The organism is Hymenobacter bucti, from assembly GCF_042681145.1.
In the GTDB taxonomy this organism is placed as follows: Bacteria; Bacteroidota; Bacteroidia; order Cytophagales; family Hymenobacteraceae; genus Hymenobacter; species Hymenobacter bucti.
In genome coordinates, this window is record NZ_JBHUFD010000018.1 from 1,070,619 (window position 1) to 1,097,129 (window position 26,511).

At 64.2% G+C, this 26,511-nt stretch carries 17 protein-coding genes; 8 read left to right on the top strand and 9 right to left on the bottom strand.

Annotation, left to right across the window (positions count from 1 at the left end):
• Nucleotides 1–9 precede the first annotated feature (9 nt).
• The 3 genes from ACFSDX_RS23545 to ACFSDX_RS23555 form a co-directional block, all read right to left on the bottom strand.
• Nucleotides 10–3,309, bottom strand: a complete 3,300-nt coding sequence (locus ACFSDX_RS23545) for an efflux RND transporter permease subunit (protein WP_382318102.1) — start codon at nt 3,307–3,309, stop codon at nt 10–12.
• 84 nt (nt 3,310–3,393) lie between these two features.
• Nucleotides 3,394–4,572 carry an efflux RND transporter periplasmic adaptor subunit gene (locus tag ACFSDX_RS23550; protein WP_382318104.1) on the bottom strand — a complete coding sequence of 393 codons (1,179 nt, stop codon included), beginning with the start codon at nt 4,570–4,572 and terminating at the stop codon, nt 3,394–3,396.
• 232 nt (nt 4,573–4,804) lie between these two features.
• Nucleotides 4,805–5,059, bottom strand: a complete 255-nt coding sequence (locus ACFSDX_RS23555; RefSeq protein WP_382318106.1) for a hypothetical protein — start codon at nt 5,057–5,059, stop codon at nt 4,805–4,807.
• A 152-nt stretch (nt 5,060–5,211) separates the two neighbouring features.
• On the opposite strand from ACFSDX_RS23555, the gene ACFSDX_RS23560 reads away from it, so the two are divergent.
• The 3 genes from ACFSDX_RS23560 to ACFSDX_RS23570 all read left to right on the top strand — a co-directional run bounded on the left by ACFSDX_RS23560 (nt 5,212) and on the right by ACFSDX_RS23570 (nt 7,771).
• Nucleotides 5,212–5,664 carry a hypothetical protein gene (locus ACFSDX_RS23560; protein WP_382318108.1) on the top strand — a complete coding sequence of 151 codons (453 nt, stop codon included), beginning with the start codon at nt 5,212–5,214 and terminating at the stop codon, nt 5,662–5,664.
• Between the two features lie 138 nt (nt 5,665–5,802).
• Nucleotides 5,803–6,420, top strand: coding sequence for a carboxypeptidase-like regulatory domain-containing protein (locus tag ACFSDX_RS23565; RefSeq protein ID WP_382318110.1), 618 nt, complete (start codon nt 5,803–5,805; stop codon nt 6,418–6,420).
• A gap of 223 nt (nt 6,421–6,643) precedes the next feature.
• Complete coding sequence (locus ACFSDX_RS23570) at nt 6,644–7,771, top strand: alpha/beta hydrolase (protein ID WP_382318112.1); 1,128 nt, start codon at nt 6,644–6,646, stop codon at nt 7,769–7,771.
• 180 nt (nt 7,772–7,951) lie between these two features.
• On the opposite strand, the gene ACFSDX_RS23575 is transcribed toward ACFSDX_RS23570, so the two are convergent.
• Both ACFSDX_RS23575 and ACFSDX_RS23580 read right to left on the bottom strand, forming a co-directional pair.
• Nucleotides 7,952–8,581: a DUF1349 domain-containing protein gene (locus ACFSDX_RS23575; protein ID WP_382318114.1), complete on the bottom strand. Its 630-nt coding sequence runs from the start codon at nt 8,579–8,581 to the stop codon at nt 7,952–7,954.
• A gap of 38 nt (nt 8,582–8,619) precedes the next feature.
• Entirely contained in the window at nt 8,620–10,113 is a 1,494-nt protein-coding gene (locus ACFSDX_RS23580) for an APC family permease (protein ID WP_382318116.1), read from the bottom strand.
• 404 nt (nt 10,114–10,517) lie between these two features.
• Here ACFSDX_RS23580 and ACFSDX_RS23585 point away from each other — a divergent pair, with 404 nt between their 5' ends.
• The gene (locus tag ACFSDX_RS23585) at nt 10,518–10,976 is read left to right on the top strand and encodes a hypothetical protein (RefSeq protein ID WP_382318118.1); all 459 of its coding nucleotides are present in this window, start codon (nt 10,518–10,520) and stop codon (nt 10,974–10,976) included.
• Nucleotides 10,977–11,027: 51 nt separating this feature from the next.
• Nucleotides 11,028–13,859 (top strand): hypothetical protein, encoded by a 2,832-nt coding sequence (locus tag ACFSDX_RS23590; RefSeq protein ID WP_382318120.1) that lies wholly within the window; start codon nt 11,028–11,030, stop codon nt 13,857–13,859.
• Nucleotides 13,860–14,100: 241 nt separating this feature from the next.
• Here ACFSDX_RS23590 and ACFSDX_RS23595 read toward each other — a convergent pair whose 3' ends face one another.
• Together ACFSDX_RS23595 and ACFSDX_RS23600 are read right to left on the bottom strand one after the other, a co-directional pair.
• Nucleotides 14,101–14,685: a DUF4269 domain-containing protein gene (locus ACFSDX_RS23595; RefSeq protein ID WP_382318122.1), complete on the bottom strand. Its 585-nt coding sequence runs from the start codon at nt 14,683–14,685 to the stop codon at nt 14,101–14,103.
• A 243-nt stretch (nt 14,686–14,928) separates the two neighbouring features.
• Nucleotides 14,929–16,446 (bottom strand): ATP-binding cassette domain-containing protein, encoded by a 1,518-nt coding sequence (locus ACFSDX_RS23600; protein ID WP_382318124.1) that lies wholly within the window; start codon nt 16,444–16,446, stop codon nt 14,929–14,931.
• Nucleotides 16,447–16,647: 201 nt separating this feature from the next.
• On the opposite strand from ACFSDX_RS23600, the gene ACFSDX_RS23605 reads away from it, so the two are divergent.
• On the top strand, nt 16,648–17,727 hold the full coding sequence (locus tag ACFSDX_RS23605; RefSeq protein WP_382318126.1) for an AAA family ATPase: 1,080 nt from the start codon (nt 16,648–16,650) through the stop codon (nt 17,725–17,727).
• A 124-nt stretch (nt 17,728–17,851) separates the two neighbouring features.
• Entirely contained in the window at nt 17,852–19,018 is a 1,167-nt protein-coding gene (locus tag ACFSDX_RS23610) for an epoxide hydrolase family protein (protein ID WP_382318128.1), read from the top strand.
• 70 nt (nt 19,019–19,088) lie between these two features.
• On the opposite strand, the gene ACFSDX_RS23615 is transcribed toward ACFSDX_RS23610, so the two are convergent.
• Together ACFSDX_RS23615 and ACFSDX_RS23620 are read right to left on the bottom strand one after the other, a co-directional pair.
• Nucleotides 19,089–22,421, bottom strand: a complete 3,333-nt coding sequence (locus tag ACFSDX_RS23615) for a UTP--glucose-1-phosphate uridylyltransferase (RefSeq protein WP_382318130.1) — start codon at nt 22,419–22,421, stop codon at nt 19,089–19,091.
• 122 nt (nt 22,422–22,543) lie between these two features.
• On the bottom strand, nt 22,544–23,485 hold the full coding sequence (locus ACFSDX_RS23620; RefSeq protein ID WP_382318132.1) for a UTP--glucose-1-phosphate uridylyltransferase: 942 nt from the start codon (nt 23,483–23,485) through the stop codon (nt 22,544–22,546).
• Between the two features lie 246 nt (nt 23,486–23,731).
• Between ACFSDX_RS23620 and ACFSDX_RS23625 the strand changes: the two genes are divergently transcribed.
• Entirely contained in the window at nt 23,732–26,344 is a 2,613-nt protein-coding gene (locus ACFSDX_RS23625) for an ATP-binding protein (protein ID WP_382318134.1), read from the top strand.
• Nucleotides 26,345–26,511 lie beyond the last annotated feature (167 nt).

The window sequence follows — 26,511 nt, forward strand, 5'->3', positions numbered from 1 at the left end:
GGGCGATGGTTACGCATGGGCATTCGCTAACTCCACCACGGGCTCGGCGCTGCCTTCCCGCGAGTGGTCGGTTTTGTCCGGGTCCTGCGGACCGCCGGCTTCGTTCTCCTTGTCCATTTGCTCCCGCGTTTTGGGCGGGCCGCTGATGCGCTCCTGCAAGCCCGCAAACACCATGTACAGCACCGGAATAAAGAACACCCCGAACACTGTGCCAAACAGCATACCGCCCACCGCGCCCGTGCCGATGCTGCGGTTGCCGGCCGCGCCTGCACCGCTAGCAAACAGCAGCGGCAACAGCCCGGCCACGAAAGCCAGCGAGGTCATCAAAATCGGCCGCAGGCGCGCCTTAGCGCCCTCCAGGGCCGCCTCCGCGATGCTAAGGCCGTGCAGGCGGCGCAGCGTGGCAAACTCTACGATGAGAATAGCGTTTTTGGCCAGTAGGCCGATAAGCATAATCACCGAAATCTGTAGGTAGATGTTGCTGTCGATGCCCATCACCTTGGCAAACAAGTACGTGCCGCACAAGCCAATCGGAATGGAGAGCAGCACCGCAAACGGTAGCAAGTAGCTCTCGTACTGCGCGCTAAGTAGTAGGTACACAAAGATGAGCGACAGCGCAAACACGTACAGCGCCTGCCCGCCTACCTTTTGCTCCTCGCGGCTAAGGCCCGAAAACTCGAAGCCGTAGCCGGCCGGCAGCTTCTGTGAGGCCACCTCCTGAATGGCCGTGAGCGCCTGCCCCGAGCTGACGCCCTCCTTGGGCGAGCCGTTCACCGAAATGGCCGTGAACAGGTTGAAGCGGTTCAGGCTTTCGGGGCCGTAGATGCGCGTTAGGGTCACAAACTCGGTGATGGGGGCCATCGCGCCGCTGGCGTTGCGCACAAAAACCTTGCTCAAGCCCTCGGGGCTGGCGCGGTAGCTGGTGTCGGCCTGCACCATCACGCGGTACTGCTTGCCAAACTGGTTGAAGTTGGTGGCGTACAGCCCGCCGTAGTACACCTGCATGGCGTTCAAGACGTTGGCCTCCGTGAGGCCGGCTTCTTTCACCTTGGCTACGTTGATGGCGAGCTGGTACTGCGGAAAGCCCGGGTTGAAAGCCGTGGTGGCGTACTGGATTTCGGAGCGCTGGTTGAGGGCAGCCAGGAAGTCCTGCGATACTTTAAAGAAATCGGCTGTGCTGTGTCCGCCCCGGTCTTGCAGCTGGAAGGTAAAGCCGCTGGTTTGGCCAAACCCCGTGATGGTGGGCTGCGAAATACTGCGGATTTCAGCCGCTCGAATGTGGGCCGTGAGCTGCGTTATCTTATCGATAACCTGGAGGTTATTCATGTCCTCGCGCTCGCTCCACTCCTTGAGGCGCACGATAACCATGCCGTAGCTGCTGCCCGCGCCGGCCAGGAAATTCTGGCCCGTGATGCGCAGCGTGCCCCGCACCGCCGGAATGCTGCGAATGAGGCTATCGACCTCTGTATTTACGGCCGTGGTGCGCTCCAGGGTCGAGGCCGGGGGCAGGCTCACGTTCACGAAAATGGTGCCCATGTCCTCGGCCGGCACGAAGCTGCTCGGCGTGGTCGACATCAGGAAGTACAGCCCCGCGCTGAAGGCCGCCACGCCCGCCAGCGCCACTACTTTGTGGGTACCTAGGAACTGGACGCCCTTGGTGTATTTGCCCACCAGCGCATCGTAAGCGGCATTAAACGCGATGCTGAACCGCTGGCGGAACGTCCGCTTCTCGGGCGTTTTATGGTCTTTATCATCATCTGGCCCCAGCTCGCCCGCCGAGCCTTGTGCGCCAGCGGGTTGCTCCTTGCCGTGGTCGGGCGGCAGCAGGAAAAGGGCGGCCAGCGCCGGGCACAGCGTGAGCGCGTTCACGGCCGAAATCAGAATGGCAATGGCCAGCGTGATACCGAACTGCTTGTAAAACACGCCCGTCGAGCCTTCCAGAAACGTCACCGGCAGGAACACCGCCGCCATCACCAGCGTGATGCTCACAATGGCGCCGCTTATCTCGCTCATCGCGTCGATGGCCGCTCGCCTAGGTGACGAATAGCCGTTCTCCAGCTTGGCGTGCACGGCCTCGACCACCACAATGGCGTCATCGACCACGATGCCGATGGCGAGTACCAAGGCAAAGAGGGTCAGAATGTTAATCGAATACCCGAATATCTTCAAGAAGAAGAACGTGCCGATAATCGACACCGGCACCGACACACCGTGAATGATGGTGGACCGGAAGTCTTGCAGGAAGACAAAAATCACCAAAAACACCAGCGCAAACGCCTCAATGAGGGTGTGAATCACCTTGTCAATCGAGGCATCCAGGAAGTCGTTGATGTTCACCAGCGGCACGTAGTGAATGCCGGCCGGGAAGGATTTTTCGGCCTCTTGCAGCACCTTCACCGAGTTTTCGATAACCTCGCGGGCGTTAGAACCCGGCGTCTGGTTCACCGAAATACCCACCGAGGGCTTGCCAAACGTAGCGCTGTTGCTGCTGTAGTCCTGGGCACCTAGCTCGATGCGGGCCACGTCTTTGAGGTGCAGCAGCTGGCCCTGGGCCGTGCCCTTGAGCACAATGTTGCCAAACTGCTCGGTCGATACCAGCTTGCCGGTGTACTTGATGACGTACTGAAAGCTCTGGTCAGAATTCTGCCCAAACGCGCCCGGCGCGGCTTCCACGTTTTGGTCAGCTAGGGCGGCCGTGATGTCGGCTGGCGTGAGGCCGTAAATGGCCATCACGTCGGGCTTGAGCCAGATGCGCATCGAGTAGTCGCGCGAGCCAAAGGCGTTGGACGCGCCCACGCCGGTCACGCGCCGAATCTGGGGCGTGATGTTAATCTGGGCGTAGTTCTGGAGGAAGGTCTGGTCGTAGGCGGGGTTATCGCTGTAGAGCGCAAAAATCAACAAGTTGCTGCTCTGTTGCTTGCGTACCGTCACGCCGGCCAGGGTTACTTCTTGGGGCAGCAGGCTGGTGGCGCTGGCCACGCGGTTTTGCACGTCCACGGCCGCCTGGTCGGGGTCACGGCCCACGTTGAAGTACACCTGAATGGTGGCCGAGCCCGCGTTGGTGGCGGTCGAGGTCATGTAGGTCATGCCCTCCACGCCATTTATCTGCTCCTCCAGCGGCGTGAGCACGCTTTTGAGCACCACGTCGGCATTAGCGCCCGCGTAGCTGGCCGACACCTGCACCGTGGGTGGCGAAATGTCGGGGTACTGCGCAATGGGTAGCGTAGTGAGGCCCAGCACCCCCAGCAGCACCAGGATAACCGAAATAACGGTGGAGAGCACCGGGCGCTCGATGAATATTTTTAGCATGTATATTATTGACTAACAAATTATAAGGCCGTCATGCTCATCTGGCGTCCGCGCAGCGCAGCGGAGTCGAATAGCAAATGACACCTACCCCGCCAGCTCCGGCTTTGCCTGCTTCTGCGACACTACTTTGGGTATCAGCTTGGTGTTCTCTTTCAAGCCCGCCACGCCTTCCAGCACCACCTTTTGGCCGGCTTTCAGGCCCTTATCTACTACAAACGACTGCCCGTCGGGGGTAGGGGTGGTGGTGATGGCCACGGCGTGGGCGGCGGTGTCCTGGCCCACCACGTACACAAAGCGCTTGCCTTGCAACTCGTAGGTCGCGCTTTGGGGTACGATGAGCACGTTTTCCTTGGGCTGAAAGGTGCGGACCGAGCCGCTGCTGCCGCTGCGCAAAAAGCCCTGCGGATTAGGGAAGGTGGCGCGGAAGCTGCTGGAGCCGGTTTCGGTATTTATCTGGCCAATAGCCGTTTCAACGCGGCCGGAGTACTTATACACCGTGCCGTCGGCCAGTACGAGGCGCACGTCGGGCACTTTGGCGAGCTTGTCTTGCAGCGTGTTGCCGGCGCGGCGGCGGATGAAGCTCAGCAGCGCCTTTTCGCTGAGCGAGAAATAGGCGTACACGTTGTTGACGCTCGAAATAGTGGTGAGCGGGTCGGTGGAGGTGCTGCTCACCAGGCTCCCAATTTTGTTCGGAATCGAGCCCATCACGCCGTTTACCGGGCTCACGATGTCGGTGTAGCCGAGGTTGGTGTTAGCGTTGGCCAGCGTGGCCTTGGCCTGGGCCAGGGCAGCTAGCTTGGCTTGCAGCGTGTACTGCGCGCCCTCCAGCTCGTACTTGCTGATGATGCCGCGGGCCACCAGCGGAGCCACTTTATTGACGCCCATGCGGGCGGTGTTCACGTCGGCCTCGGCCGTAAGCACGCCGGCGCGGGCCGTGCGCACGTCCTGCTCGTACTGCGGCGCCGAGATGTGAAATAGGCGCTGGCCTTTCTTCACGTTGGCGCCCTCATCCACGTAAATAGCTTCGACGTAGCCGTCTACCTTGGGGCGAATTTCGACATTCTGCTGGCCCTGCACCGTGGCGGGGTAGTCCTGGTAAAGCGTCACCGAATCGGGGCGCACCACTAGCACGGGGTATTCTTTGATGGGCGGCGGGCCACCTTTGCCGTCTTTGCCGGCGCCATCTTTCTTCTTAGAGCCGCAGGCGGCAACGCTGAGCAGGGCCAGTAACCCGGCCGCGAGGGCTGGTAATCGAGTACGCATAGAGACTGAAACGTAAAGTAGCCGCCGAAAGGCCGGGCCTAGCGGCCAGAAACAGACCGCGCCCTTCATCATGCCGACAGAAGCCGCTATACGTTCAGTTGAACCGGGAGTTAAGTACCCTAGGCGTTGTTTAAAAAGCTGCGCCGTAATGCGTTTGAAAAAGGAGACAGGCGGCGTTAGATAGGCGAATTTCTAGCAAGCTTTTCCCGGGTCTCCTGTCTGGTGTCTGATATTAATGGTGATGGTGCCCGTGCGGCGCGGGCTTGCCAAAAATATTGACCAGCGTGCCCACTACAAATAGTGCCGCCCAGCACACGTAGAGCCAGCCGTAGCCGGCCGGCCTAGGGTAGTGCAGCAGGCGCATGAGTAGCTCGGCCCCGCCGCTCATAATGAGGCCGGTGAAGGCAATGAACTGCCAGGAATTAAAGAGGGTGGGGCGGTAGAGCTTGCCAAAATCCATGAGGAGCGCGCGGAAAATAAAAGACAAAGAAACGGCCGGCGGGGCCGCGCCGGACCAACCTCGGGGCAGCCGGCGCGTACACCAATAACCTTCGGCAGAGCCGCAGGCCGTGTACTTAGGCGCGGCCCGCCCGGTTGCCGAAGCCTATCCCGCATTTTCTTATAACATCTCCCTTAGCCATGATACTCAGCGACCTCCTGTTTGGTGAAGACGACCAAGACCAAACCAACGACCAGGGCCAGAAAGTGCAGCCCGCCAACCAGAACCCCACCAACAGCGTGGGCCCCGGCAACGAGGAGCTGGAAGCCCAGCGCGAATACCAGAAGGACCAAAGCAACAACAAGAACAGCGACGACGCCAGCGCCCACCGCAACGTAGGCGCCAACGGCTACACCCAGCGCAGCGACCAAAAGGACCAGCTGAGCAACCTGCACATCGGCGGCGGCGAAGGTGAGCCCCAGGGCGGCAACAACCACGACACGGCCGGCGAGCAGGCCCAGGGCCCCGGCTTCACCGAAGAGGGCAGCTACGAGCTGGACGAGCAGGGCGAAGGCATTCGGATGCACGAGCAGAAGCTAGGTGACGACGCGCCCGGCCAATCGGTGCAGCGCACCCAGGACGACAAGCTCTAATAGTCGAGCTTACCATAGTACAACTGGCCGCGTTGCCCTAGGATAACCTAGGCAGCGCGGCCAGTTGTATAAACAGGAGCTTTGGTTGTACATTGCAGCAACAAGCCCTAATTCAGTCTGCGAATAGTAGTGGTGGCAATGAAAAATCAGGTAAGAACAACGGTTTGCGTGGTGTTAGCGGGTCTGGTGAGCGGTGGCGTAATGGGCTGCGGCGTAACCAGCGAAGTGGGCTCCGCGCGCCCTGGTCCCAGCGCTACGGCCTCCACGGCAATTGGGCCGGCCCCGGGGGCGGCCACTGTTCGTTATGCGCCTGAAGATGGCCGCCCGCGGGCCCCGCGTTCGGGAGCGGGGGCCTTACCGGGCGCCCGGGTTACGGCCCGCCCGCCCGCCGAGGCTGCACCAGCGGCGGCCCGCAGCGCCGCCGCGGCGGCCGAGGCCAAAGCCATAGCCCTGGGCTCGCCCACCCGGCGCATTCAGTCGGGCCGCATCGTGGACGAGGCGGGCCAGCCGCTGGTGGGCGCCACTGTACTGCTGCAAGGCACCACCCGCGGCGCCAGCACCGATGCCAACGGTGATTATTCGCTGCCGGTGCCGCTGGGTACCAACACGTTTGTGTTTGCCTACAGCGGCTACGAACAGGAAATAGCCCAGAGCCGCGATGGCCAACCCCTGCTCGTGACGCTGCTGCCTGCCCCCGGCAGCACCCCCGCGCCCCCGGAGCCCCTGACCAAGGCCCGCGCCCACAAGAAGCACTAGCAGACGCGGCTACCGCGTAGCGCGGCGCCGCTTACTTGGAATACTACTTTGAAAAAAGGCTCGTGCGTAGTAGCATGGGCCTTTTTTGCTAGGGTGCCCGGTGGCCCGGCGCGGGCGTGCGGGCTAGCAAACTAAGCGAGAGGCGGGGCCGTACACGCCGCACGTTCCGCCTCCACTTGCTTTTTGCGGAATGCTCCTTCGTATGAATTATCCTGACTTTTCTGTGGCTCGCCGCCTGTCGGGCGGGCTTACCCGGGTTTTGCTGCTAGCCGGCGTGGCGGTGGCCCTAGGTGGCTCGCTGACCTCGTGCCGCGTCGAAGACCCCGAGCCCAACCTGATTCAGCCTACCGGCAGCGCCCCCAGCTACGCGCCTAACATCGACAAGCAGATGCAGGCCGTTATTGAGCAATTCACGGCTTTTAATGACCCCGCGCTGCCCACCCTCAGCGCCCGCCAGGCCCGCATGACCCACAGCGTAACCGACGCCGTGAACGCGCTGCTGGCCAAGAATAGCAAGAGCCCGTCGGCCCCCAGCCTCACGATAAGCCAGCGTGTGCTGCCGCCCACCTACACTGCTGGCTCGGCCTCTGATGGTGTGCCGGTGCGCATTTACACGCCCACGGGTACCACGGGCACGCGGCCGGCCATTGTGTACTACCACGGAGGCGGCTGGGTTATCGGCTCGCTCAATGTGTACGAGCCTTCGGCTAAAGCCTTGGCCGCCAACACGGGCGCCATCGTGATTTCGGTAGATTACCGCCTGGCTTCGGAGACGATGAACAAATTTCCGGCCGCCCACGAAGACGCTTACGCGGCCTATAAGTGGGTGCGCGACAATGCGGCTGGCCTCAACATCAACCCCGCCAAAATAGCGGTGGCCGGCGAAAGCGCCGGTGGCAACATGGCCGCTGCTGTGTGCATCCTGGCCCGCGAGCGCGGCGTGACCTTGCCCGTGCACGAGCTGCTGGTGTATCCGGTGGCCGATAATAACCTGAACACGACCTCCTACAACACCTACGCCAACGCCGTGCCGCTCAACCGGGCGGGCATTCAGTACTTCACCGGCTTGTACTTCAACTCGCCGGCCGATGGCGATAACCGCCTCATCTCGCTGGTAGACGTGGCCGACCTGCGCGGCCTGCCTACCACCACCATCATCGCCGCCGAGATTGACCCGCTGCAAACCGAAGGCATGTCCTTGCGCGACAAGCTGACCGCCGCCGGCGTGAGCGTGGACTACACGTTGTACCCCGGCACCACCCACGAGTTTTTCGGTACTTACGACGTGGTGCCCCCGGCCCAAACTGCCCAGGGCCACGCCGCCGACCGGCTAAAGGCCGCGTTCCAGTAGCCGAAGTGGGCGCTCTGCCCCTAGGTAACAGTTGGCTAGTTATACAGAAAGAAGCCCCGCGACATATGTCGCGGGGCTTCTTTCTGTATAACTAAGCTAGGTGCTGGCCAGCCTGCACCTAGGCAGCCCGGGGCAACTGGGTACGCCGGTAGCGTGAGCCACCTAGGTGGCGCGGGCGTTCTATTTTTTGGTAGAGGCGAGGGGTACGACGGTGAAGTCCTCGAACTCGACGGGGAAGCCCTTGCCGTCGGGGGCGGCGCACATCAGGCCGATTTGCACGCTGCGGCCGGGGGTGGGCGGGAAGTAGGCGAGGCGCAGCATCTTGAAGTCCTGGTTGTCGAAGGAATACTTGATTTCGACGTAGTCGCCCTTGCGCAACAGCGTGAGCCAGACCGCCGCCGGGCTGTCCTGTCGCGGCACTACCGACCAGTCCGACACCTCGCGGGTGACGACGGCGCTTACATTTTGCACGCCCTTGACATATTCAATACCAGTTTTAATCCAGTTTTTCTCGTCGAGCCGAATCATGAGGCCGGCCTGGTCGTAGAGGTCCTTGTACTGGCCCACCACCTTCACTTTGGCCTCGAAGTCGCCGGTTTGCTCCTGAAAGTAGAAGTGCCCGTTGTCGCGGATGAAGCCGTAGTGCGTGACCCGCCAGAAGTCGGTGCCGCCCTCCACCTGCACGCGCAGGCCCTTGGCGGTAGTTGTGGCTTGCTTGGGGGCGTTGAGCCAGCGGCGCGGGGCGGGCTGCCCTAGGGCGGTGGTGGCCGCCAGCGCCACGAGCAGGCCGCTGAGAAGGAGAGAAGGCATGAGGCAGGAGAGGGGGGAAAGAGAGTGGTAGGTGAGGGCTACGCGCCGCCCATCTTGCGCCCAAACAGCAGGTACACCGGCAACCCGAGGGCCACCAGCCCGAGACCGTAGCGCGAGTACTCGGCCGTGTCGGGTGCGATGAGCAGGATAATACAAAAGGCCGAGGCCAGCGCCACGTAGATGCCCGGCAGCACCGGGTAGCCCCAGGCGCGGTAGGGGCGGTGGGCATCGGGCCGGGTGCGGCGCAGCACGAAAATGCCGATAATAGTGATGAGGTAGAACAGGATAACCGAGAACATCACGTAGTTGAGCAGCTGGCCGTAGCTGCCGCTGAGGCAGAGTAGGCAGGCCCAAAGGCACTGCGCCCACAGCGCCCGGCCGGGCACGCCGGCCCGGTTGAGGATGGCCAGCGAGGGGAAGAACAGCCCGTCTTTGGCCATGGCGAAGTAGGCACGGGCACCGCTCAGGATGATGCCGTTGTTGGCCCCGAAGGTGCTGAGCATGATGAGCACGGCCAGCACGTAGGCCCCGGCGGGCCCCATCACGCGCTCGGCCACGGCGGTGGCCACGCGGTCGTCGGTGGCGTACTGGATGCCGCGGCCGGCCAGCGTGGCGGCCTCGGGCGAGCCGTGCAGCGGCAGCACCAGCAGGTACACGATGTTGATGAGGATGTAGAGCGTCGTGACGATGGCCGTGCCCAGGGCCATGCTGCGCATCAGCGTGCGCTCAGGGTTCTGGATTTCCTCGCCTGCGAAGCCGATGTTGTTCCAGGAGTCGGACGAGAACAGCGAGCCCGTCATGGCCATGCCGATGGCGATAACTAGGCTGTAGCCACCTAGGGGCACGATGCTGCCCGTGCCGCCCGGCGCCGGCGAGCGCGTGGCGTGCCAGAGGTCCTGGAAGTTGGCCTGCACGGCCTCGGCGTTCAGGCCCAAAAACAAGCCGAACAAGATGAGCAGCGCCAGGGCCACGAGCTTGGTCGAGCCCAGCACGTTTTGAATCAGCTTGCCGGCCTGCACGCCCCGCGCATTCACCGCCGTAATAACTACGATGAGCAAAATGGCCAGCAGCTGCACCGAGCTAAACGGAAACGGCCCCACGTTGAACAGCACGTTCTTGACCGAAAACCAGGGCACCAGCACGCCCGTGAACTTGGCAAACGCCACGGCCACGGCCGCAATCACGCCGGTCTGAATCACCAAAAACAGCGTCCAGCCATACAAGAAAGCCACCAGCCGGCCGAAGGCCTCGCGCAGGTACACGTACTGGCCACCCACTTTGGGGAACATGGCCGCCAGCTCGCCGTAGCTGATGGCGCCGGCCATCGTTATGAGGCCCGTGAGCAGCCAGACCACCAGCAGCCAGCCCGCCGAGCCCACCTGCCGGGCAATGTCGGCCGAGACGAGGAAGATGCCCGAGCCTATCATGGAGCCCGTCACGAGCATCACGGCGTCGAAAAGAGTGAGGGCGCGTTTGAAGTGGCCGGGCGCCGCGTCGGCAGTAGTGGTAGAATCGGGTAGGGGATTGGCCATTGAGAAGAAGGATTTTTACCAAAGAAAGGGCTTTGCTGTAGAATGCAACCCTGCGCTGGTAAATAGGCCTCCTTTGCCAGCTCGTATCTCCCTGCGTTTCTCGCTCTCAGCTCATGACTTACCGCCTTCGCCTTCCGTTGCTTGCTGTCGTGCTGTTCTGCTTGACATCCATGGCGGGCTGCCCCAACCGAGAACCTGAGGGGCAATTCACGGTAGCGCAAGGATACGTGATAAACCGGCGTACTAATCGGCCACTGCCGGGTGTACGAATGGCTATTGTATCGGCCCCCACAACCTTGAGGTATTACGACTCGGAACTAGACACTGTGTTGACGGATAGCAAAGGCCATTATGCGCTCAGCTTCACTAATTCTAAAGGGTTGTTTTACGGTATTAACTGCGGGGTGCTAGATAGCTACAATAACCTGCGGCCTACAACCCTGGACTTCCCCGATTCGCTCCTAAGCGGCCTCAGCGGCTACCCATCGCTGGCGACCGTAGACTTGGTGCTGGGCCGCACCAATAATGTGAAGTTTTGGCCTTCGCCCCGCCGAGTCTGGCTGGTACAGCTAAATACGCTTAGTACCGGTTACGAGCGATTGTATTTCGTGCCTCTTCTCAATCGAAATCAACTACAAACGCTGCCAGCCAATAATCAGCGCCGCCAGGTAGTGCTATACCAGTCAGTACCGTTCACCTCGGCAGTGCCACAGAATTTTTACCAACTACCAGGTGTGCCTCTCAACGGAAGGTTCTTCACCGAACTAGCCACTGGTGGCGCTCGTGATACCCTCGTGCAGTTAAAGCCAAGTACGCCCCTAACCGGCGACACGGTGCGGGCCACGCTCACTTTCGGGCGCTAGGGCAATTCGGGTACCTGGGGCCTTTGCGGCCGGGCGGGCTACTTTTGCCCCATGTCCCGCAAGCTTCTGGCCCTGCTGGTGGCCGCGCTGCTCTTGCTTTCGCTGGCCACCTACGTGTACTACCGCCGCACGCTGGCCAGCGTGCCCATCGACCCCTACGCCCTGGTGCCCGACGATGCCGTGCTGGTACTGGCCACCCGCGACCACCCCGCCCTGGTGCGCCACTTGCAGGAGGCCGGCGTGTGGGACAACATCAGCGGGGTGCGCTACTTCCAGCAGGTGGCCGGGCAGTTGGCCCTGGCCGACAGCCTCGACACCGGCGGCAACCCCAGCCCGGCCGCTAGGCAGCGGCGGGGGCTCTTGTCGTTGCTGGGGCGCAAGCTGGTGCTCACGTCGGTGCACCTTACAGGGCCGGGGCAGGTCGATGTGCTCTATCAGATACCGCTGGCCACGGTACGCGAGTACCGCCAGGCGCGGGGCCTGCTCGAGACCCTGGGGCGCGATGCCCGCTATACCCTCAGCACCCGCGACTACGAAGGCTACGAGCTACAGGAGCTGACGGCCCGCGAGGGCGGCGGGCGCCTCACGGTGCTCAACTACCGCAACCACCTGCTGCTGAGCACCCACGCCCCGCTGGTAGAAGCGGCCGTGCAGCGCCTGCAACTGCCCGCCGATGCGCCCACCGTGCGCGCCGGCTTTGCCGACACCGACCTGCTGCGCCTGCGCGACGTGGACGCCACGCTGCTGCTCAACTTCCGCCGACTGCCGGGCTTGCTCGACGTGCTGTTTCGGCCCGGTACCCATGCCCAGCTCGACCAGGCCGCCACCCTGGCCCGCGAGGCCCTCCTAGGGCTGAAAATTGAACCCAGCCAGCTCCTGCTCACCGGCTTTGCCAACCCCGAAACGGCCGCCCGCTCGTGGCACCAGCAGCTGCGCACCCAGCCCACCCAGCCCCTGCGCACCCTGGCCGATGTGCTGACCTTGCGCACCGCCCTGGTGCTGGCCGTGGCCGGGCCGCTGGCTACCCCGCCTGCGCCCACCACTTTGGCCGTGCCCACTGCCATGGCCGATTCGGCGGACCAGCCTGCTAGGGCGGCGCTCGATAGCCTGCGGGCGGCCCTAGGTCCGGGCCTGGCGCTGGCTTACTTGGCGGCGCCTGCGCCGGCCGTGGCGCCGGCCCGGCTGGTGCTGGCCCGGTGCGCGGCCCCGGCGCGGGTGGCGCTGTGGCTGGCCCGGCTGCGGCGCCTCACGGGCGTGTCGCCGGGGTTTGTGCGCATGGGGGCGTTTAACGTGTACGGGGCGGGCTTCACGGCCGAGCAGCTGGCCCCGGCCCTGCTGCCGCCCTTGGCGGGCGGGGCGGGGCCAGCGCAGTCGGCGGCACTGGTGCGCGACTACCTGGTGCTGGGCGAGCCCGCTGCCTTACAGGCCTACCTGGCCGAGGTGGCCGCCGGCGCCACCTGGAGCCGCTCGGCCGCCCAGGTGGCCCTACTTCAGCAAACGCTGCCCCAGGCCCGCCTCACGGTGCTGGCCGACACCCGCCAGGGCTGGAATGCCCTACTCGGCTACCTGGCCGAGGAGCGCCGCGCTGGCCTGCTGCGCAATGAAAGCCTGCTCAAGCACTTTCCCCAAATAGCCTGGCAGCTCTTCCCCACCGAGGAAGCCAGCGACGCGGCCCGCCCCGCGCCCGGCGCGTCCGATGGCCAGTACTACGCCCAGCTGGTGCTGCGGCGCCCCGGCCAGGGCGCGGCCGCCGGTACCGAGGTCGGGGCGGCGGCCGGCAACCCGCGCTTCCGCACGGCGCTGGTGGGCCAGCCGCTGCTGCTGCCCGCCACCCCCGACGACCCCGCGCCCGCCGTGGTAGCCGACTCGCTGGGCGTGCTGCGCCTGCTCAGCAGCCGGGCCAACGTGGCCCTTTGGGCCGATACCCTGCCCGGCCCCGTGGTGGCGGCCGCCGCACCGCACCTGGTGCGGGGCCGCCTGCTGCTGGCCACTGCCCACCGCCTGCACTGGCTCAGCCCCGCTGATGGCCAGCAGGCCCCCGGCTTCCCGCTCAACCTGCCCGATTCGGTGACCATTGCGGCCGTGGCCACGGCCCCCACGCCGCGCCCGGTGCCGCACCTCTTAGTTGCCACTACTAATAACGACCTGCTGCTGCTCGATGCCAGCGGCCGACAGTACCCCGGCTGGCCCCGCCGCCTCGAAGCCCCGCTGGCCGGCCCGCCGCTGCTGCTGGTAGTGGGCGGGCGTGATGTCATCGTGGCCGCCCTGCGCAACGGCTACGTCTACGCCTTTACCCAGGCCGGTGAGCGCTACCCCGGCTTCCCGGTCAGCGCTGGGGCGCACCTCAGCGGGCCGCTGCTGGCCCAGCCCGCTGCCACGCTGGCCCGCAGCGTACTGCGCCTGGTAAACCAGCACGGCGAGCTGCTGAGTCTGACCCTGAGCGGCGACATCACGAGCCGCCGCCGCGTGGCCACCTGGAGCCGCACGGCCACCTTCTCACTGGTGCCCGAGGCTTATGGCCGCCCCGGCGCCTTCGTAGTGGTGCGCGAAGACGGCGGCCGGGTCGATGTCTACAACCCCGCCGTGCCCACCACCGCGCCCCTCTTGAGCCGGCAGTTGCTCACCTCCGGCCCCAAGCCCGTGCAGTGGTTCGACTTTGGGGGCGGCCACCAGGTGCTGGCTCTCACCGAGCCCGGCCCGGCCCAGGTGTCGCTCTTCGATGGCCAGGGCCGGCCCCTGGGGGGCGCGGCTACCGGCCCGGCATCGCCCTGGCCCAGCACCGGCACCGGCGTGGCTCTGCGCCTCGACGCGGCCCGCCGCCGCTACCTGCTGGTGCGGGTGCTGGCTCACGAGCTGCGCCGCGACGCGCTGGCCGTGCCCTAGGTCGGTTGCGTAAGCAATCGCCCGCTGCAGGGGCGAAGCGGGCTCCGCTCAAACGCTGGCTCCGCCTCAACGAGCCCGCCCCACGACGCTACGGGTCCGTGCAACGACGGGCGGGGGCAAGCCCCGCCCCTACGGCCATTGCTTCCCAAATCGTCCTGCGCCCCATAGTGGGGGGCAAACCTATAATTATCTCGAAGTGTCAGCCATCCAGCCGCGTTAGCTACGCCAGTACCAGTAGGCACTATGCTGGCACGGGCAACGTGCAGGCCGCCACCAGGCGGCGCAGCTCGTCGGCCGGCAGCGCTTCCAGCGCGAGCAAGGCGGCGTAGGGGTCGCCCGCCAGGCCCAGCAGCTGGGCAAAAGCGGGCTCGGTTTTGAGGCCCTGCTGCTTGAGGGCGCGCACGGCCGCGCGCCAAGCTTCGCCCCCGGCCAGTAGCACGGCGTGCTCTACCAACAAGTGCCGCCAGCCGTGCTGCTGCGCTGTGGGCAGGGCCTGGCCAAACACCTCCAGCTCTTCGGCTTCGTAGCGAAAGCTACTCACCGTGGTTGCGTATCCACCCACAATGCGCCGCGCCAGCAGAAAGCCCGGCTGCGCCCCAAACCGCACTCGCAGCAGCTCGCCGAAAGTATCCTGCGCCGCGGCTGGCACCTCACACAGCACGTCGAGGTCGCTGCTCGCGGTGTCGATGCTCAGCGGCACTGTGCCCGCCAGCACCGGGCCGTAGGCGCGCAGCAGCGGCCACAGGCCGGCTGCATCCAGCACGGCATACGCCCGCTGCTGCCGGGGGCTGCCCGCTTGCAAGTAGCCTAGGTCGTGGTAGTTCATCTGAATTTTGCCCGGCGCTTCAGCGTCGGGGTAAGAGTCCTGTTAGTAATCGAGGCTTTAGCCCCTCTTTGGTGCTACTGGGTGATGGGCTAAAGCCCTAAAAAAAATAAGCTGGCTGTGGTGCCCCGGCGCTGAAGCGCCGAGCATTATTTACAAGCTTCCGGAACAGCGTATTGGGTCGGGGAAGAAGCAAACTAGGCGTAAAGAGGCGTCAACTACACCTGGGCAGGCGTGAGCTTGGTTTCAACTTAGCTCTTCAATGGTGCCGACGCCTTGGGCCAGCCTCAGCGCCCGCGTAATGCTGGCGGGTAGCTCGCTGGCATAGTGGCTGACGTAGACCAGCGCCACGTTGGTAGCCTGGCACAGGCCGTCGATAACGGCCCGGAAGTGGGCGAGCTGACCGGCGTCGAGGCCCTGGCCGGGCTCATCGAGCAGGAGCAGGGGCGGGCCTTTGACGAGGGCGCGGGCCACGAGCACCAGGCGCTGCTGGCTGGCGGGTAGCTGCCGCAGCGGCAGGCCGGCGCTATCGCCCAGGTGCAGCACGCGCAGCCAGCGGCTGGCCCGCTCGCGCTGGGCGGGCGTAACGACAGCGCGCACCAGCTTATCAGCAAAACCGGTCTCAACTACCTGCTGGCAGGTGAGCTGGCCCGGGAAATAGTGCAGCAGCTCGGGCGACACGTAGCCGATGCTGCGCTTAATGTCCCAGATGCTCTCGCCGGTGCCGCGCTTGCGGTCAAATAGCACGAGGTCTTTGCCGTAAGCCTGCGGGTTGTCGCCGTTGAGCAGGCTGAGCAGGGTACTTTTACCCGCGCCGTTGAGGCCGGTAAGGGCCCAGCGCTCGCCGGGCTTCACTTCCCAATTGATGGCGTCGAGCACGACCTTCTCGCCGTAGCGCACGCTCACGTCGCGCAGGCGGATAAGCGTGTCGTAGGCGGCTGGGGCATCGGAGCCGGCGGCGCTGGTGAGCGCCCGCAGCTCGTCGGCATCGAGCGGGGCGGGGGCCGCTGCCCTAGGTGCCAGCTCGGCCCGAAAGTCGGCCCTGGGCAACGTCGCCACAATACGCTGCCCGGCTAGCACCGCCACGTGGGTGATGAGGGCGGGGATTTCGGTGGGCGCCGTGGCCATTACTACCGTGATGCCCGAGGCCGCTACCTCGGCTAAAAACGTATCGAACCAGGCGCGGGTGGCCGGGTCGAGGCCGGTGAGCGGCGCATCCAGCAGCAGCAACCAAGGGTTGCGCAGCAGGGCGGCGGCCAGGCGCAGGCGCTGGGTCTCGCCGTTGGAGAGCTTGATGAGGCGCTCGTCTTGCAGGGCTTCGATGCGCAGCAGTGCCACGGTGCGGGCGTAGGTCCAGGCCGTTGACTCGGTCGGGGCTGCTTTGGCCTGTAGGTACTCGCGCACGGTGGGCACCTCCTCCGCGGCCGCCGCATTGTAGCGCTGCTGGTAGTAGAGCTGGCCCTGGTTGTCGCTGGCCCGAAACGTGGCCCGCGGCCCCACCAGCGCCACGCGCTTGCGCCACGAGAAAAGCGGGTCGGCCCCCGGCGCGCTGCCCTCGGCGGCCAGCAGCGGGTAGGCGGCCGGCCCGCCCGTCACCACGTAATGCCCGGCCAGAGTGGCGAGCAGCGTGCTCTTGCCCGCGCCGCTCGGCCCCACCAGCGCCCAGTGCTGCCCCGCCTCGATGCGCAGGCTAAGGTCGGCGAATAACACGCGCCCTAGGTAGCGCACGGTGCAGTGTTCAAAGGTAAGAAGGGGTAGGGGCATGCGGAGAAAGAAGGGCTGGGGGTACGAAAAGTAAGCTTGTCTTTGCGAGCGCAGCGAAGCAATTGCACCTGTTAAGCGCCGCTGCTTGGGTGCGATTGTTTCGCTGCGCTCGCAAGGACAACCACTTTCGCGTAAGCCTTAGCAAAAACACTCATTAGGAGAGCGGTGGGCAGTACGTTTGCCACCCCAAGCGCCCGCCCCATGACAAACGTACTACCCGCCGCCCCTCCCACACCCCCGCGCACCGGCCTCGTGGTCGGCAAGTTCTGGCCCCCGCACCGGGGCCACCAGCTACTGCTCGATACTGCCGCCGCCCAGGTAGCCGAGTTGGTAGTGCTCGTATATGCCCACCCCGACGACCCGCGCCACGCCGCCCCCGAGCGCGCCCGCTGGCTGCGCGAACTGTACCGCGGCGACGATGTTGCCGACGGCCCGCACGTCGGCCCTACGCCGCTGCGCATCGTGGGCCTGCCCGCCGCCGCCATGCCCCCCGATGCGGCCGACGACCACACGCACCGCGAGTTCGTGCGCCAGTACCTGGCCGACCTGGGCCAGCGTATCGACGTAGTATTCAGCAGCGAAGCCTACGGCCCCGGCTTTGCCGAGTACCTGGGCGCCGAGCACGTGGCTGTGGACAACCAGCGCCAACAGGTGCCCACCAGCGGAACCCACCTGCGCGCCGCCCTGGCCGCCGAGGCCGAGAGCTTCGGCGAGTCGGCGCAGCACATTCACCCCTTCGTGGCCGCCCAATATGGCGTGGTGCCCGCCACCACCGTGCCCCGCCTGGTGCTGCTGGGGGCCGAAAGCAGCGGCAAAACCACGCTCTCCTTGGCCCTGGCCGAAGCCCTGGGCACCGCCTGGGTGCCCGAATACGGCCGCACCCTGCACGAGCAAAAAAACGGCGCGCTGGTCTACGAAGACCTGCTCTACATCGGCCGCCGCCAGCTTGAATTGGAGGACGAGGCCACTGCCCAGGCCCGCGGCTGGCTCGTGTGCGACACCAACGCCGCCACCACGGCGCTGTATTCCTACTACTATTTTCACCGCTGCGACCCTGCCTTGCAGCGCCTCGCCGAGGTGTGCCGCCAGCGCTACGCCCACACCTTCGTGTGCCTGCCCACCACGCCCTTCGAAGACGATGGCTGGCGCGGCCCCGAGGCCCTGCGCCAGTTTCAGCACGGCGCCATCCTGATGCAGCTGGAGCTGCTGGGGATTCCTTACATCTTGCTCGATGGCTCGGTGGCGGAGCGCGTGAGTAAGGTGCGAGCGGCGCTGGGGTGAATACGAAACTTGCAAAATCCTTCGCTGGCACTGGCGCGAGTTACGGCTTTGCCTAAGATAGTTTTACAAAGGCGGCCTGCTCTTCACTCGGGCCGTGATATCCCCTTCACTTCGTCTCTCCACTATGCTTGCTGCCTCTGAAATGCGCGACGCCCTACCCCCCCTCACGCAGCCGTTCGTAGCCCACGCATCGGCGGCGGCGCTGGCCGACCTAGCAGCCCGCCTCGCGCAAACGCGCTGGCCTACCGCGCTGCCCGGCACGGGGTGGAACTACGGCACCAATTTGTCGTTTTTACAAGAGTTGGTCACGTACTGGACCCAGGAGTTTGACTGGCGCAAGGTGGAAGCGGCCAGCAATGCTTACCCCAATTTTACGACCGACCTAGACGGGCACCGCATCCACTTCCTACACGTGAAGGGCAAGGGGGCCCAGACTATTCCGTTGCTGCTCACCCACGGCTGGCCCGGCTCATTTTTGGAAATGCTCCCGCTAATTCCGTTGCTCACGGCCGCGGGGCCGGTATCCTTCGACGTGGTGGTTCCGTCGCTGCCGGGCTTTGGCTACTCCGCGCCGTTTGTGGCCCCTGGCGGCAGCTCGTTCGTGGTGGCGGATTTGTGGCACCAGCTAATGGGACGTCTTGGCTACCCGCGCTACGGCGCCCAGGGCGGCGACGTGGGGGCGGGCGTGAGCACCTGGCTCGCGCTGAAATACCCGGCTAGCGTTATCGGGCTGCACCTGAACTATATCCCCGGTTCCTACAAGCCCTACCTAAAGCCGGGGGAGGTGCTCTCGCCGGAAGTTCTCGCTTTCCAAAAAACCGCCGCGGACTGGGTGGCCCGCGAAGGTGCCTACGGGGCGATGCACAGCACAAAGCCGCTAACTGCCGCCTACGGGCTCAACGACTCGCCGGCCGGGTTGTGTGCCTGGATTGTGGAGAAATTCCACGGCTGGAGCGACCAGGGCCCCGACGGCCGCTGGGCCTTCACCAAGCAGGAACTGCTGGCCAACGTAACCTTGTATTGGTTGACGCAAAGCATCTACTCCTCGATGGCCATTTACCAGGAAAACGGCCGCCGCCCGCTCGCCTTCGGTCCAGACGACTACGTGCGAGTACCGGTGGCCTTTGCCCAGTTTCCGAAGGAGCTACCTACCCCGCCGCGCGCCTATGTGGAGAAAGGGTTCAATATCCAACGCTGGACTTCGATGCCCGCTGGCGGGCATTTTGCGGCCCTGGAGCAGCCCGCCTTGTTGGCCGACGACCTAAAAGCTTTCTTTGCCACGATTATATAGGGGCCGCAAAAAACGGGGAGTAGTAGCTACGTGCTACTGCTCCCCGTTCTAGTAGTCGCTAGGCTAACCTTTAAAACGCCACCAAACTTGCCACGTAATCCTTGCTGCCATCAATGACCCAGGCGTCTAATTGCGCGGGGTCTTTCATTTGCTGGCCGCGGGGGCGGGGCACTACGAGATAGCCGCAGGGCACGTCGGGCAGGGCCGACATATCGCTCCAGAGCTTCTCGATTTGAGCCACGGGGTAGATGTCTTCCTGGCCGTGGCCCCAGCGATATTTCACCTCCTTGATGGTGACGTAGGTGGGGATGCGCTGGGCCACGCTGCGCACGGCGCGGGCCAGGCGGGTTTCGTCGGCGGTTTGCAGCTCGGCGCGGGTGAGGCCGAAGAGGGCCAGCAGCGGGTCTACTTGCACCCAGGTAGTCATGGTGTTGTAGTAGCTCAGGCCGAGTTCGTCTTCCTCGCGGGGCTGGGCGAGGCCTTCGAGCAGGCGCAGCTGGCCGTTGACGCGGGCTAGTCCGCCGCCGCGGTCCTCGATGCGCCGGGCTACTACCTCGAAGGTCAGCACGTTGGCCGAGGCCAGGTGGTAGCCTAAGGCAGCCGCGTCGAGGTCGGCGCCGAGCGTGTCGATGTTGTGCAGCATCAGGGTTTCGACCTGCGGCTGCTCGCGCAGCAGGCGGGCCAGGGTGCCGTTGCGCAGCAGGTTCGACACTTCGTACCAGTGGCCGAGCGGCGAGAAGCGCTGGGCCGCGATATTGTCCACGTAGTCTGTGCCTTCGCCTTTGGTGCCGGCCCAGCCTATCATGGTGTTGCGGATGGCGTCGCGCACTTTTTGCTTGTTCACGTCCAGCGTTTCCTGGGGCATTTCCTCCCACAAGAAGCGCAGGTCGCGGGCCATCGGCACGAAGCGCTGCCCGATGGAGCGGCCCTCCGACAAGTACACCGGCCCGCCGTAGCCGAGGTTGCCGGTGCGCGCCAGTTGCGCCTCGATGGGCGCGTGCGTGAGGTAGCTGGTCGCCACCAGGTGCGGAATCACGGCTTCGTAGCGCTCGGCTGTGCGGCGCGTTTTGGCCAGGTGGATTTCGAGGAAGCTGCGCATTTTGCCCTCGATTTCCACGAAGGGGTTCAGGGCTTTGATAACGCCTGCGCCCTTGGTCCAGCGGCTGCCAACGCCGGCCGCCAGGCTGAGTACGCCCACTTTGCCAGCCCGCAGGGCGGCCTCGCCGGCCGGGGCGTGTTCGCCTAGGTCGGTGAGCTGGGCGGCGTCGCCGGGCTGCACGTCGGCGATGGCGGTTTCGAGTGGCAACTGGTTGCGCGAGAGGCCAATGCGGCCCTTCTGCAAATCGGCCCGAATGTCTTCGTGCTGAATGTAGTCGAAACCGTTTTCCTGCTTGATGCGCTCGGCTTTGTCGTTTTCGGTGCTGCGGTTGCCCTGCGCGCCGGGGTCCGACACCTGAAACAAGTTGCTGACAATGGTGCGCAGCAGCGGGTAAGCCAGGTTATTTTGCTCGCAGTGCGTGGTAAAGAAATCTACCTCCGCCCGGCGCAGATACGAAATGGTAGATGGCTCTTGCTTAACGAGTTGCGAAACGTGGATGGCGTAGTACTGCTCCGGCATCAGCGCCTCGGCGCCCTCGTGCAAGGTCGACCAGCTGCCCTTGTAGTTGATGTCCCAGTTGTAGACCACCGGCTCCATGGCGAAGGGCAGCGCGGCCGACAGCTCCTGCTTGGTCGAGCGCAGCAGTTCCAGCACGCGCAGCTTGTATTCTTCGTTGCGCTCGGGGTTGACAAACATGCCCATGCCGCCGCCCGACATACCGCCCAGCATCAAAAAGCCGTAGTAATCGGCCCCGAACTGCTGCTTGGCGCGGGCGATAATCTCCTCCGTAAAGTAGGTCGAAGCCCAGGGAATAATCGTCTTAATCGGGTACTCCCAGTTGCGGGCGGTGTTGGCGGCCAGCTTGGGCACGTCGCCCTCTTTCAAGGCACCTAGGATGTTGTCAAACACCTGGTTAGTGAACTGCCGGGCGGCCCATTCCTTCTCGCCGCGCAGCAGGTATTTCTCGCTCACCATCTCCAGGATGGGGCCGACGTTGGAGGCCATCCCGCCGTGAAACAGTACGAGCGAGTTGCGGATACGCTCGCCCATTTCGGGGTGAATGTCGTCGCCGCTCAGCACGCGGTGGCGAGGTAGGAGCGTGCCCCGGCTGATGCCAAACTCGGGGTCGCCGGCCTGGGCAAACGTGCCCTGAATGGCCTTGATGCCCGGCCATACGCCGCCCGAATCTTGCCAGCCGCCGCCCGAGCCGCCAATCCACTCGCCCAGAATGGCCCGCGAGGCCACCAGCCGGCGCTCGTCCTCGTCGAGGCCGCCGGTGAGGTTTTTGGTTTGGCCGGTGGCGCGCATCAGCAGGCTGATGATGCACCCTAGGAGGTTAGTAGATACCGCGAAGCGTGAGCCCTTCGGAATGTCATTTACCTTGGTAACCAGCTCGATACCCATGCCCGGCGCCACGATGCGTGCCAGCAATTGCGGTAGCGATTGGTCGGTGCCCTCGAACGAAGGTGGGATGAGCCCCGAGGCAATGACGCCCGCTTTTACCAAGCTCAGGTAGTCGTTGCCGAAGTTGAACAAGTCGGCCAAATCGGTCACGTCCTTGGTCGTGTTCAGGTCGATGCTGGTGAGGCGCAGCACGGGCTCGGGAATGACGCGCACGTAAGCGTGCAGCGGCGGCCGAATGTCCTTGTCGCGCCCAAACATGCCCAGGTTTATCGACAGGTTGACGACCCGCGCGCCCTCGGGGTAGTCCATGCCCAGAAAGAAAATATCCGACCAGCCACTGTGCGTCAGGTCCATGCGCACGGCCGTGTGCTCGTGCAGCACGGGGTAGAACAGCGTGCCCTCGGGGCGCTGAAGCAGGGCTTTTTGGATGCGGATGGGGTGCTCGTCCTGGTGCCCCACGCGGAACATCCATTGGTTGCCCTTGGTCGAGCGCACGCTTTTGCGCACTTGGTTGGCCAGCGTCTGGAAGGAGAGATGGTGGTAGCTGTCGGCCAGCGCGCTGAAGAGCATGGCATTCGGGCCATTTGCATCCAATTCGGCCAAAAACGTGCTTATGGCGTGCTCGAAGCGCCGCGCCAGCAAGTCTTCAAAGCCCGCGTAGGGAATCTTGCCCACGGCCGGCGTGGCGGGCGCTTCCTGCAGGAAAAACCGGAACCCCGCGTACAAAAACAGGATGGCCCGCACCTTGTCGTAGAGGCTCGGCGTGGCCTTGCGGAAGTCGTCCAGCTCGCGCAGGCTCTTGAGCAAGTCCTTAGCCGATAAAGCTTTGGCTAGGTTGTAGAACGACCGGTCCCGCTTGGCTGGGTCGGTCGCGGTTATCGTCTCAATGAGAATATTCATGGTAGAAAGGGCCTTCTGCGTCTCCTCTGCGTTTTTCCTCTGCGCCTTCTGCGGTAAAAACATCAGTTGGTTTCACCGCAGAAGGCGCAGAGGAAAAGCGCAGAAGAGACGCAGAAGCTGAATTAACGGCCGTTGGCTTCGGCGAGGAGTTCGACCATGGTGCTGAGCGTGGCGGAGCGGGCGTCGCCGGCGAGGCCTAGGGCCAGCTGGGCGCGAAGCAGGCCGTGGGGGCGGCTGAGGTCGTAGCGGGTGCCCTGCACCTCGAGGGCCAGGTATTTCTCGGTTTCGGCCAGTTCTTGCAGGGCGGGCGTCAACAATAAATTGCCGTTGCTCGAAGCTTCGTGGCGGGCCAGAATGTCGAAGATATTTGGCGTGAGCACGTGCATCCCGAAGAAGCACAGGTAGTAACCGGCGCGCAGGCCGGGCGTGGACAGCTCCAGCTCGGCGGTGCTGAGCGAGGGCTTTTCGATGATTTTCTCAATCTCGTACACGCCCGCCTGCCCAGCCACGAGCCGGCCGGTGAGGGTGCCATAGCGCCCAATCTGGTGCTCGATGGTGGGGTTAACGGCCGATACCGAGCACTCCTCCTGGGTGGCCAGCGCCAGCAGCTGGGCTGCGCAGCGCTGCCCCGCCTGGGCCGATACGTAGAGATAATCGCCTAGGAGCAGCAAAAACGGCTCGCCCTGCACAAAATCGCGGGCGCAGGCCACGGCGTGGCCGTAGCCCAGCGCCTCGGCTTGCTCGGCAAAATGCAGCCGGCTCAGCAGGAAGTCGATTTTTTCGGCTTGCTGGGTGGCCCAGTCGCTGCCCTGGTACGAGCGCCCTAGGTTGTCGCGCAAGGAGGCAAAAGCGGCCAGGTAGCGGTCGCCGTCGCCGGGGGCGCAGACGACGCAGATTTCCTCGATGCCGCTGCTAAAAGCTTCTTCGGCAATGATTTGGATGGTAGGCTTGTGCAGGCCGTCGAGGTCCACGACGGGCAGCATGGCTTTCTGGATGGTATCGGCTACGGGGTAGAGCCGCTCGCCGCGGGCGGCCGCCGTGATGACGGCTTTTCTGACTTTCATAAGAACTTCAATGGAAGGGGCAGCAAGTTACGGTAGCTGGCGGGTAGCGCGTAAGGTCAATAGCAGCAAACTCGGCCGCTTTTTTAGCAAGCGGATAGCGAGCCGCAAATGGAATCGTTACCGATAGTTCTACCGCCCCCGCCAACCAGCCTAAAATAACTGCGCGCCCGTAACGATTAAAAGCCCGGCCGGTAATTCCTTTGTCGGCCCGCGCACTTTGGCAGCGGCGCGGCTTTCGGCGACGTTATGCGAGCATCCCTGTTCAGAGTTCTACTGGCCGCGCTTTTGCTGGAAGGCGTGGGTTTTTTGGGAGCCGCGCAAGCTCCGGCCGGGCCGGCGTTTTCGCTGGTTTGCCGGCCGGGGTCGCGGGTGGGGCGCGATAAACAGCAGTTTTGCGAAGTGCGCGACCTAACCATGCCCGCGCCCGTGGGGCAGTCGCTACTCATCGACGGGGCCAATGGCGGCACCACCGTGCACGGCTGGGCGGGCTCCGAGGTACGCATTAAAGTGCTGGTGCAGAGCGGCGGCCGCACCGCCGAACAAGCCCAGGCGCGGGTGCAGGACGTGGTGATAACGGCGGCCGGCAACGTCCTGCGCGCCACGCTGCCTCGCGACGCTGTCGCCGCGTTCGAGTGCTTGGTACGCTACGAAGTATTCGTGCCCCGCCAAACGGCGCTCGTCGTCACGTCGGCCAACGGTAACATTCGGCTCGAAAACATGCAGGCCCGCATCGAGTTTCGAGGCGGCAGCGGCAACGCCACGCTCAGCAACCTAGGCGGCCAGGTCACGGGCAGCATCACCAGCGGCAACCTCTATATCAACCTCAGCGGCAGCCAGTGGGAGGGCGAGGGCCTCGACGTGCGCACCACCAACGGCAACGTGCGGTGGCAGGTGCCGGCCAGCTACTCAGCCCAGGTGCGCCTAGGTACCACCTCGGGTAGCATCGCCAGCAGCGTGCCCACCACGCCCACCGGCGAGGATAAAGAAGTAGCGGCTACCCTCGGGCAGGGCGGGGCGCTGCTCAAAGCCACTACCGTCAGTGGCAGCGTTGAGCTCAAGCAGGAGGGCAAAACCCTGCTGACGCGCGGCGCCTCCGACCGCCAGAGCACGGAAATCGACCGCCTGAAAAAAGTATTGCCCCACGCCCAGCCCGACGCCCTCGACTCGGTGCTGGCCCAGGCCCGGCGCGCCAACTACCTGCCCGTGCAAATAGTAGTCCTCAGCCGCCAGGCCGCCGCGCAGCTGCCCACGCAGCGCGCCGCCGCCGTGGCCCGGCTGCAAGAAGCCACCCAGCTGGCCAGCCACCTGCGCGACGTGGCCGACGCCGGCTGGACCCTAGGGCAGGTGAGCCGGGTGCAGGGCGACTTGGTGCGCCAGGCCCCGGGGCTCGCCAGCCAGGAAGAATTTGCGCCGCTGCTCCAGGCCCTGGGCGATGCCATGAACACCAGCGCCGCCTTCAAAGGCGCGGCATCTAAAGACGTAGAAGATAACTTTTTAGGCGCGGGCGAGCGGCGCCGGGTGCGGAGCCTGGCGGCGGCCTTCGGCACGGCGCCCACGCTGCCGGCCGTGCCCGGCGTGCCCCTAGGGCGGCTGGTGCTGCCCCGTTTTAGCGGCAGCGACAAGTGGCTCGATACCCTGCTGGCGGGCCGCCACAGCTCGCCGCAGGTAGTGCGCCAGCTGGCGGCCCGCCGCCAACTGCGCGATAAAAGCCAGGCCCTGAGTACGGCCTTTGCTAAGGAGGGCGACTACGCCAAAGCCTACCAGTATTTCCTGCAATACACAGCTTACAAGGACAGCCTCACCGCCGAAGCCACCACCCGCCGCTTGGCCGCGCTGGAGTACCGCCAAAATCTGCTCAAGAAAGAAACCCAGATTCAGCGCCTCAATAAGGAGCGGCTGCTGCGCGCGCAGGCGGCCCGTGGGCAGGAGCAATTTATGGTGGCGCTGTGCGTGTGCGCGGGGCTGCTGGCGCTGCTGGCCATTATTCTGAGCTGGAACAACCGCGCCAAGCGCCGGGCCAACGTGCAGCTGGAGGAGCAGAAAGATGCCCTGCAAGTGGCGCTGGCTGACCTCAAAACGGCCCAGAGCCAACTCATTCAATCCGAAAAAATGGCGAGCCTGGGCGAGCTCACGGCCGGTATCGCCCACGAGATTCAGAACCCGCTCAACTTCGTCAATAATTTCTCGGAAGTGAGCACTGAGCTGCTCGACGAGCTGCTGGCGCACCGCCGCCAGCCCGCTCCCGACCCCGTATTAGAAGATGAATTGCTGGCCGACGTGCACCAGAACCTGCTGCGCATCAACCAGCACGGCCACCGCGCGTCCACCATCGTGAAGGGGATGCTGGAGCACGCCCGCACCAGCACCGGCCAGAAAGTGCCCACCGACCTCAACGCCCTCATCGAGGAATACGGCAAGCTCGCCTACCACAGCGCCCGCGCCAAGGACAAGGCCTTCGAAGCTAGGCTCACGCTGCACCTCGACCCGCACCTAGGGCTGGTACCCGCCGTGCCGCAGGACCTTAGCCGCGTGCTGCTCAACGTGTTCACCAACGCTTTCTACGCCGTGCAGCAAAAGGCGCGCAGCACTAATTCCGATTACCACCCCGAGGTGCAAGTGCATACTCAACACGAGGCGGGGCAGGTTAAAATCCGGATTCGCGACAATGGCACCGGTATCCCCGAAGCCATCCGGCAAAAGGTGTTGCAGCCCTTTTTTACTACCAAGCCCACGGGCGAAGGTACCGGCCTCGGGCTGTCGCTGAGCTACGACATCATCACGAAGGGCCACGGCGGCACGTTTGCGCTGGCCAGCGAGGAAGGGGAGTTTACCGAGCTCACGCTGACGTTGCCGGTATAGGTCTTATTAAAGATTTTGTGTGATAGTCTTGTAATATATAAAAAATTATATATTATATTTGCATTCCCGTTTCTCTCTCCAATGTGTGAAGGCAAGTCGCTTACTATTGGCCGGGCTGGTTCGCTTGCAGCTATCGTTAGGTCAAGGTAGAGCGTTAGCTTGGGAGA

Coding starts and splice junctions, on each gene's coding strand:
- ACFSDX_RS23545 (WP_382318102.1), bottom strand. CDS start 3,309: ATGCTAAAAATATTCATCGAGCGCCCGGTGCTCTCCACCGTTATTTCG.
- ACFSDX_RS23550 (WP_382318104.1), bottom strand. CDS start 4,572: ATGCGTACTCGATTACCAGCCCTCGCGGCCGGGTTACTGGCCCTGCTC.
- ACFSDX_RS23560 (WP_382318108.1), top strand. CDS start 5,212: ATGATACTCAGCGACCTCCTGTTTGGTGAAGACGACCAAGACCAAACC.
- ACFSDX_RS23565 (WP_382318110.1), top strand. CDS start 5,803: ATGAAAAATCAGGTAAGAACAACGGTTTGCGTGGTGTTAGCGGGTCTG.
- ACFSDX_RS23575 (WP_382318114.1), bottom strand. CDS start 8,581: ATGCCTTCTCTCCTTCTCAGCGGCCTGCTCGTGGCGCTGGCGGCCACC.
- ACFSDX_RS23580 (WP_382318116.1), bottom strand. CDS start 10,113: ATGGCCAATCCCCTACCCGATTCTACCACTACTGCCGACGCGGCGCCC.
- ACFSDX_RS23590 (WP_382318120.1), top strand. CDS start 11,028: ATGTCCCGCAAGCTTCTGGCCCTGCTGGTGGCCGCGCTGCTCTTGCTT.
- ACFSDX_RS23595 (WP_382318122.1), bottom strand. CDS start 14,685: ATGAACTACCACGACCTAGGCTACTTGCAAGCGGGCAGCCCCCGGCAG.
- ACFSDX_RS23600 (WP_382318124.1), bottom strand. CDS start 16,446: ATGCCCCTACCCCTTCTTACCTTTGAACACTGCACCGTGCGCTACCTA.
- ACFSDX_RS23605 (WP_382318126.1), top strand. CDS start 16,648: ATGACAAACGTACTACCCGCCGCCCCTCCCACACCCCCGCGCACCGGC.
- ACFSDX_RS23610 (WP_382318128.1), top strand. CDS start 17,852: ATGCTTGCTGCCTCTGAAATGCGCGACGCCCTACCCCCCCTCACGCAG.
- ACFSDX_RS23615 (WP_382318130.1), bottom strand. CDS start 22,421: ATGAATATTCTCATTGAGACGATAACCGCGACCGACCCAGCCAAGCGG.
- ACFSDX_RS23620 (WP_382318132.1), bottom strand. CDS start 23,485: ATGAAAGTCAGAAAAGCCGTCATCACGGCGGCCGCCCGCGGCGAGCGG.
- ACFSDX_RS23625 (WP_382318134.1), top strand. CDS start 23,732: ATGCGAGCATCCCTGTTCAGAGTTCTACTGGCCGCGCTTTTGCTGGAA.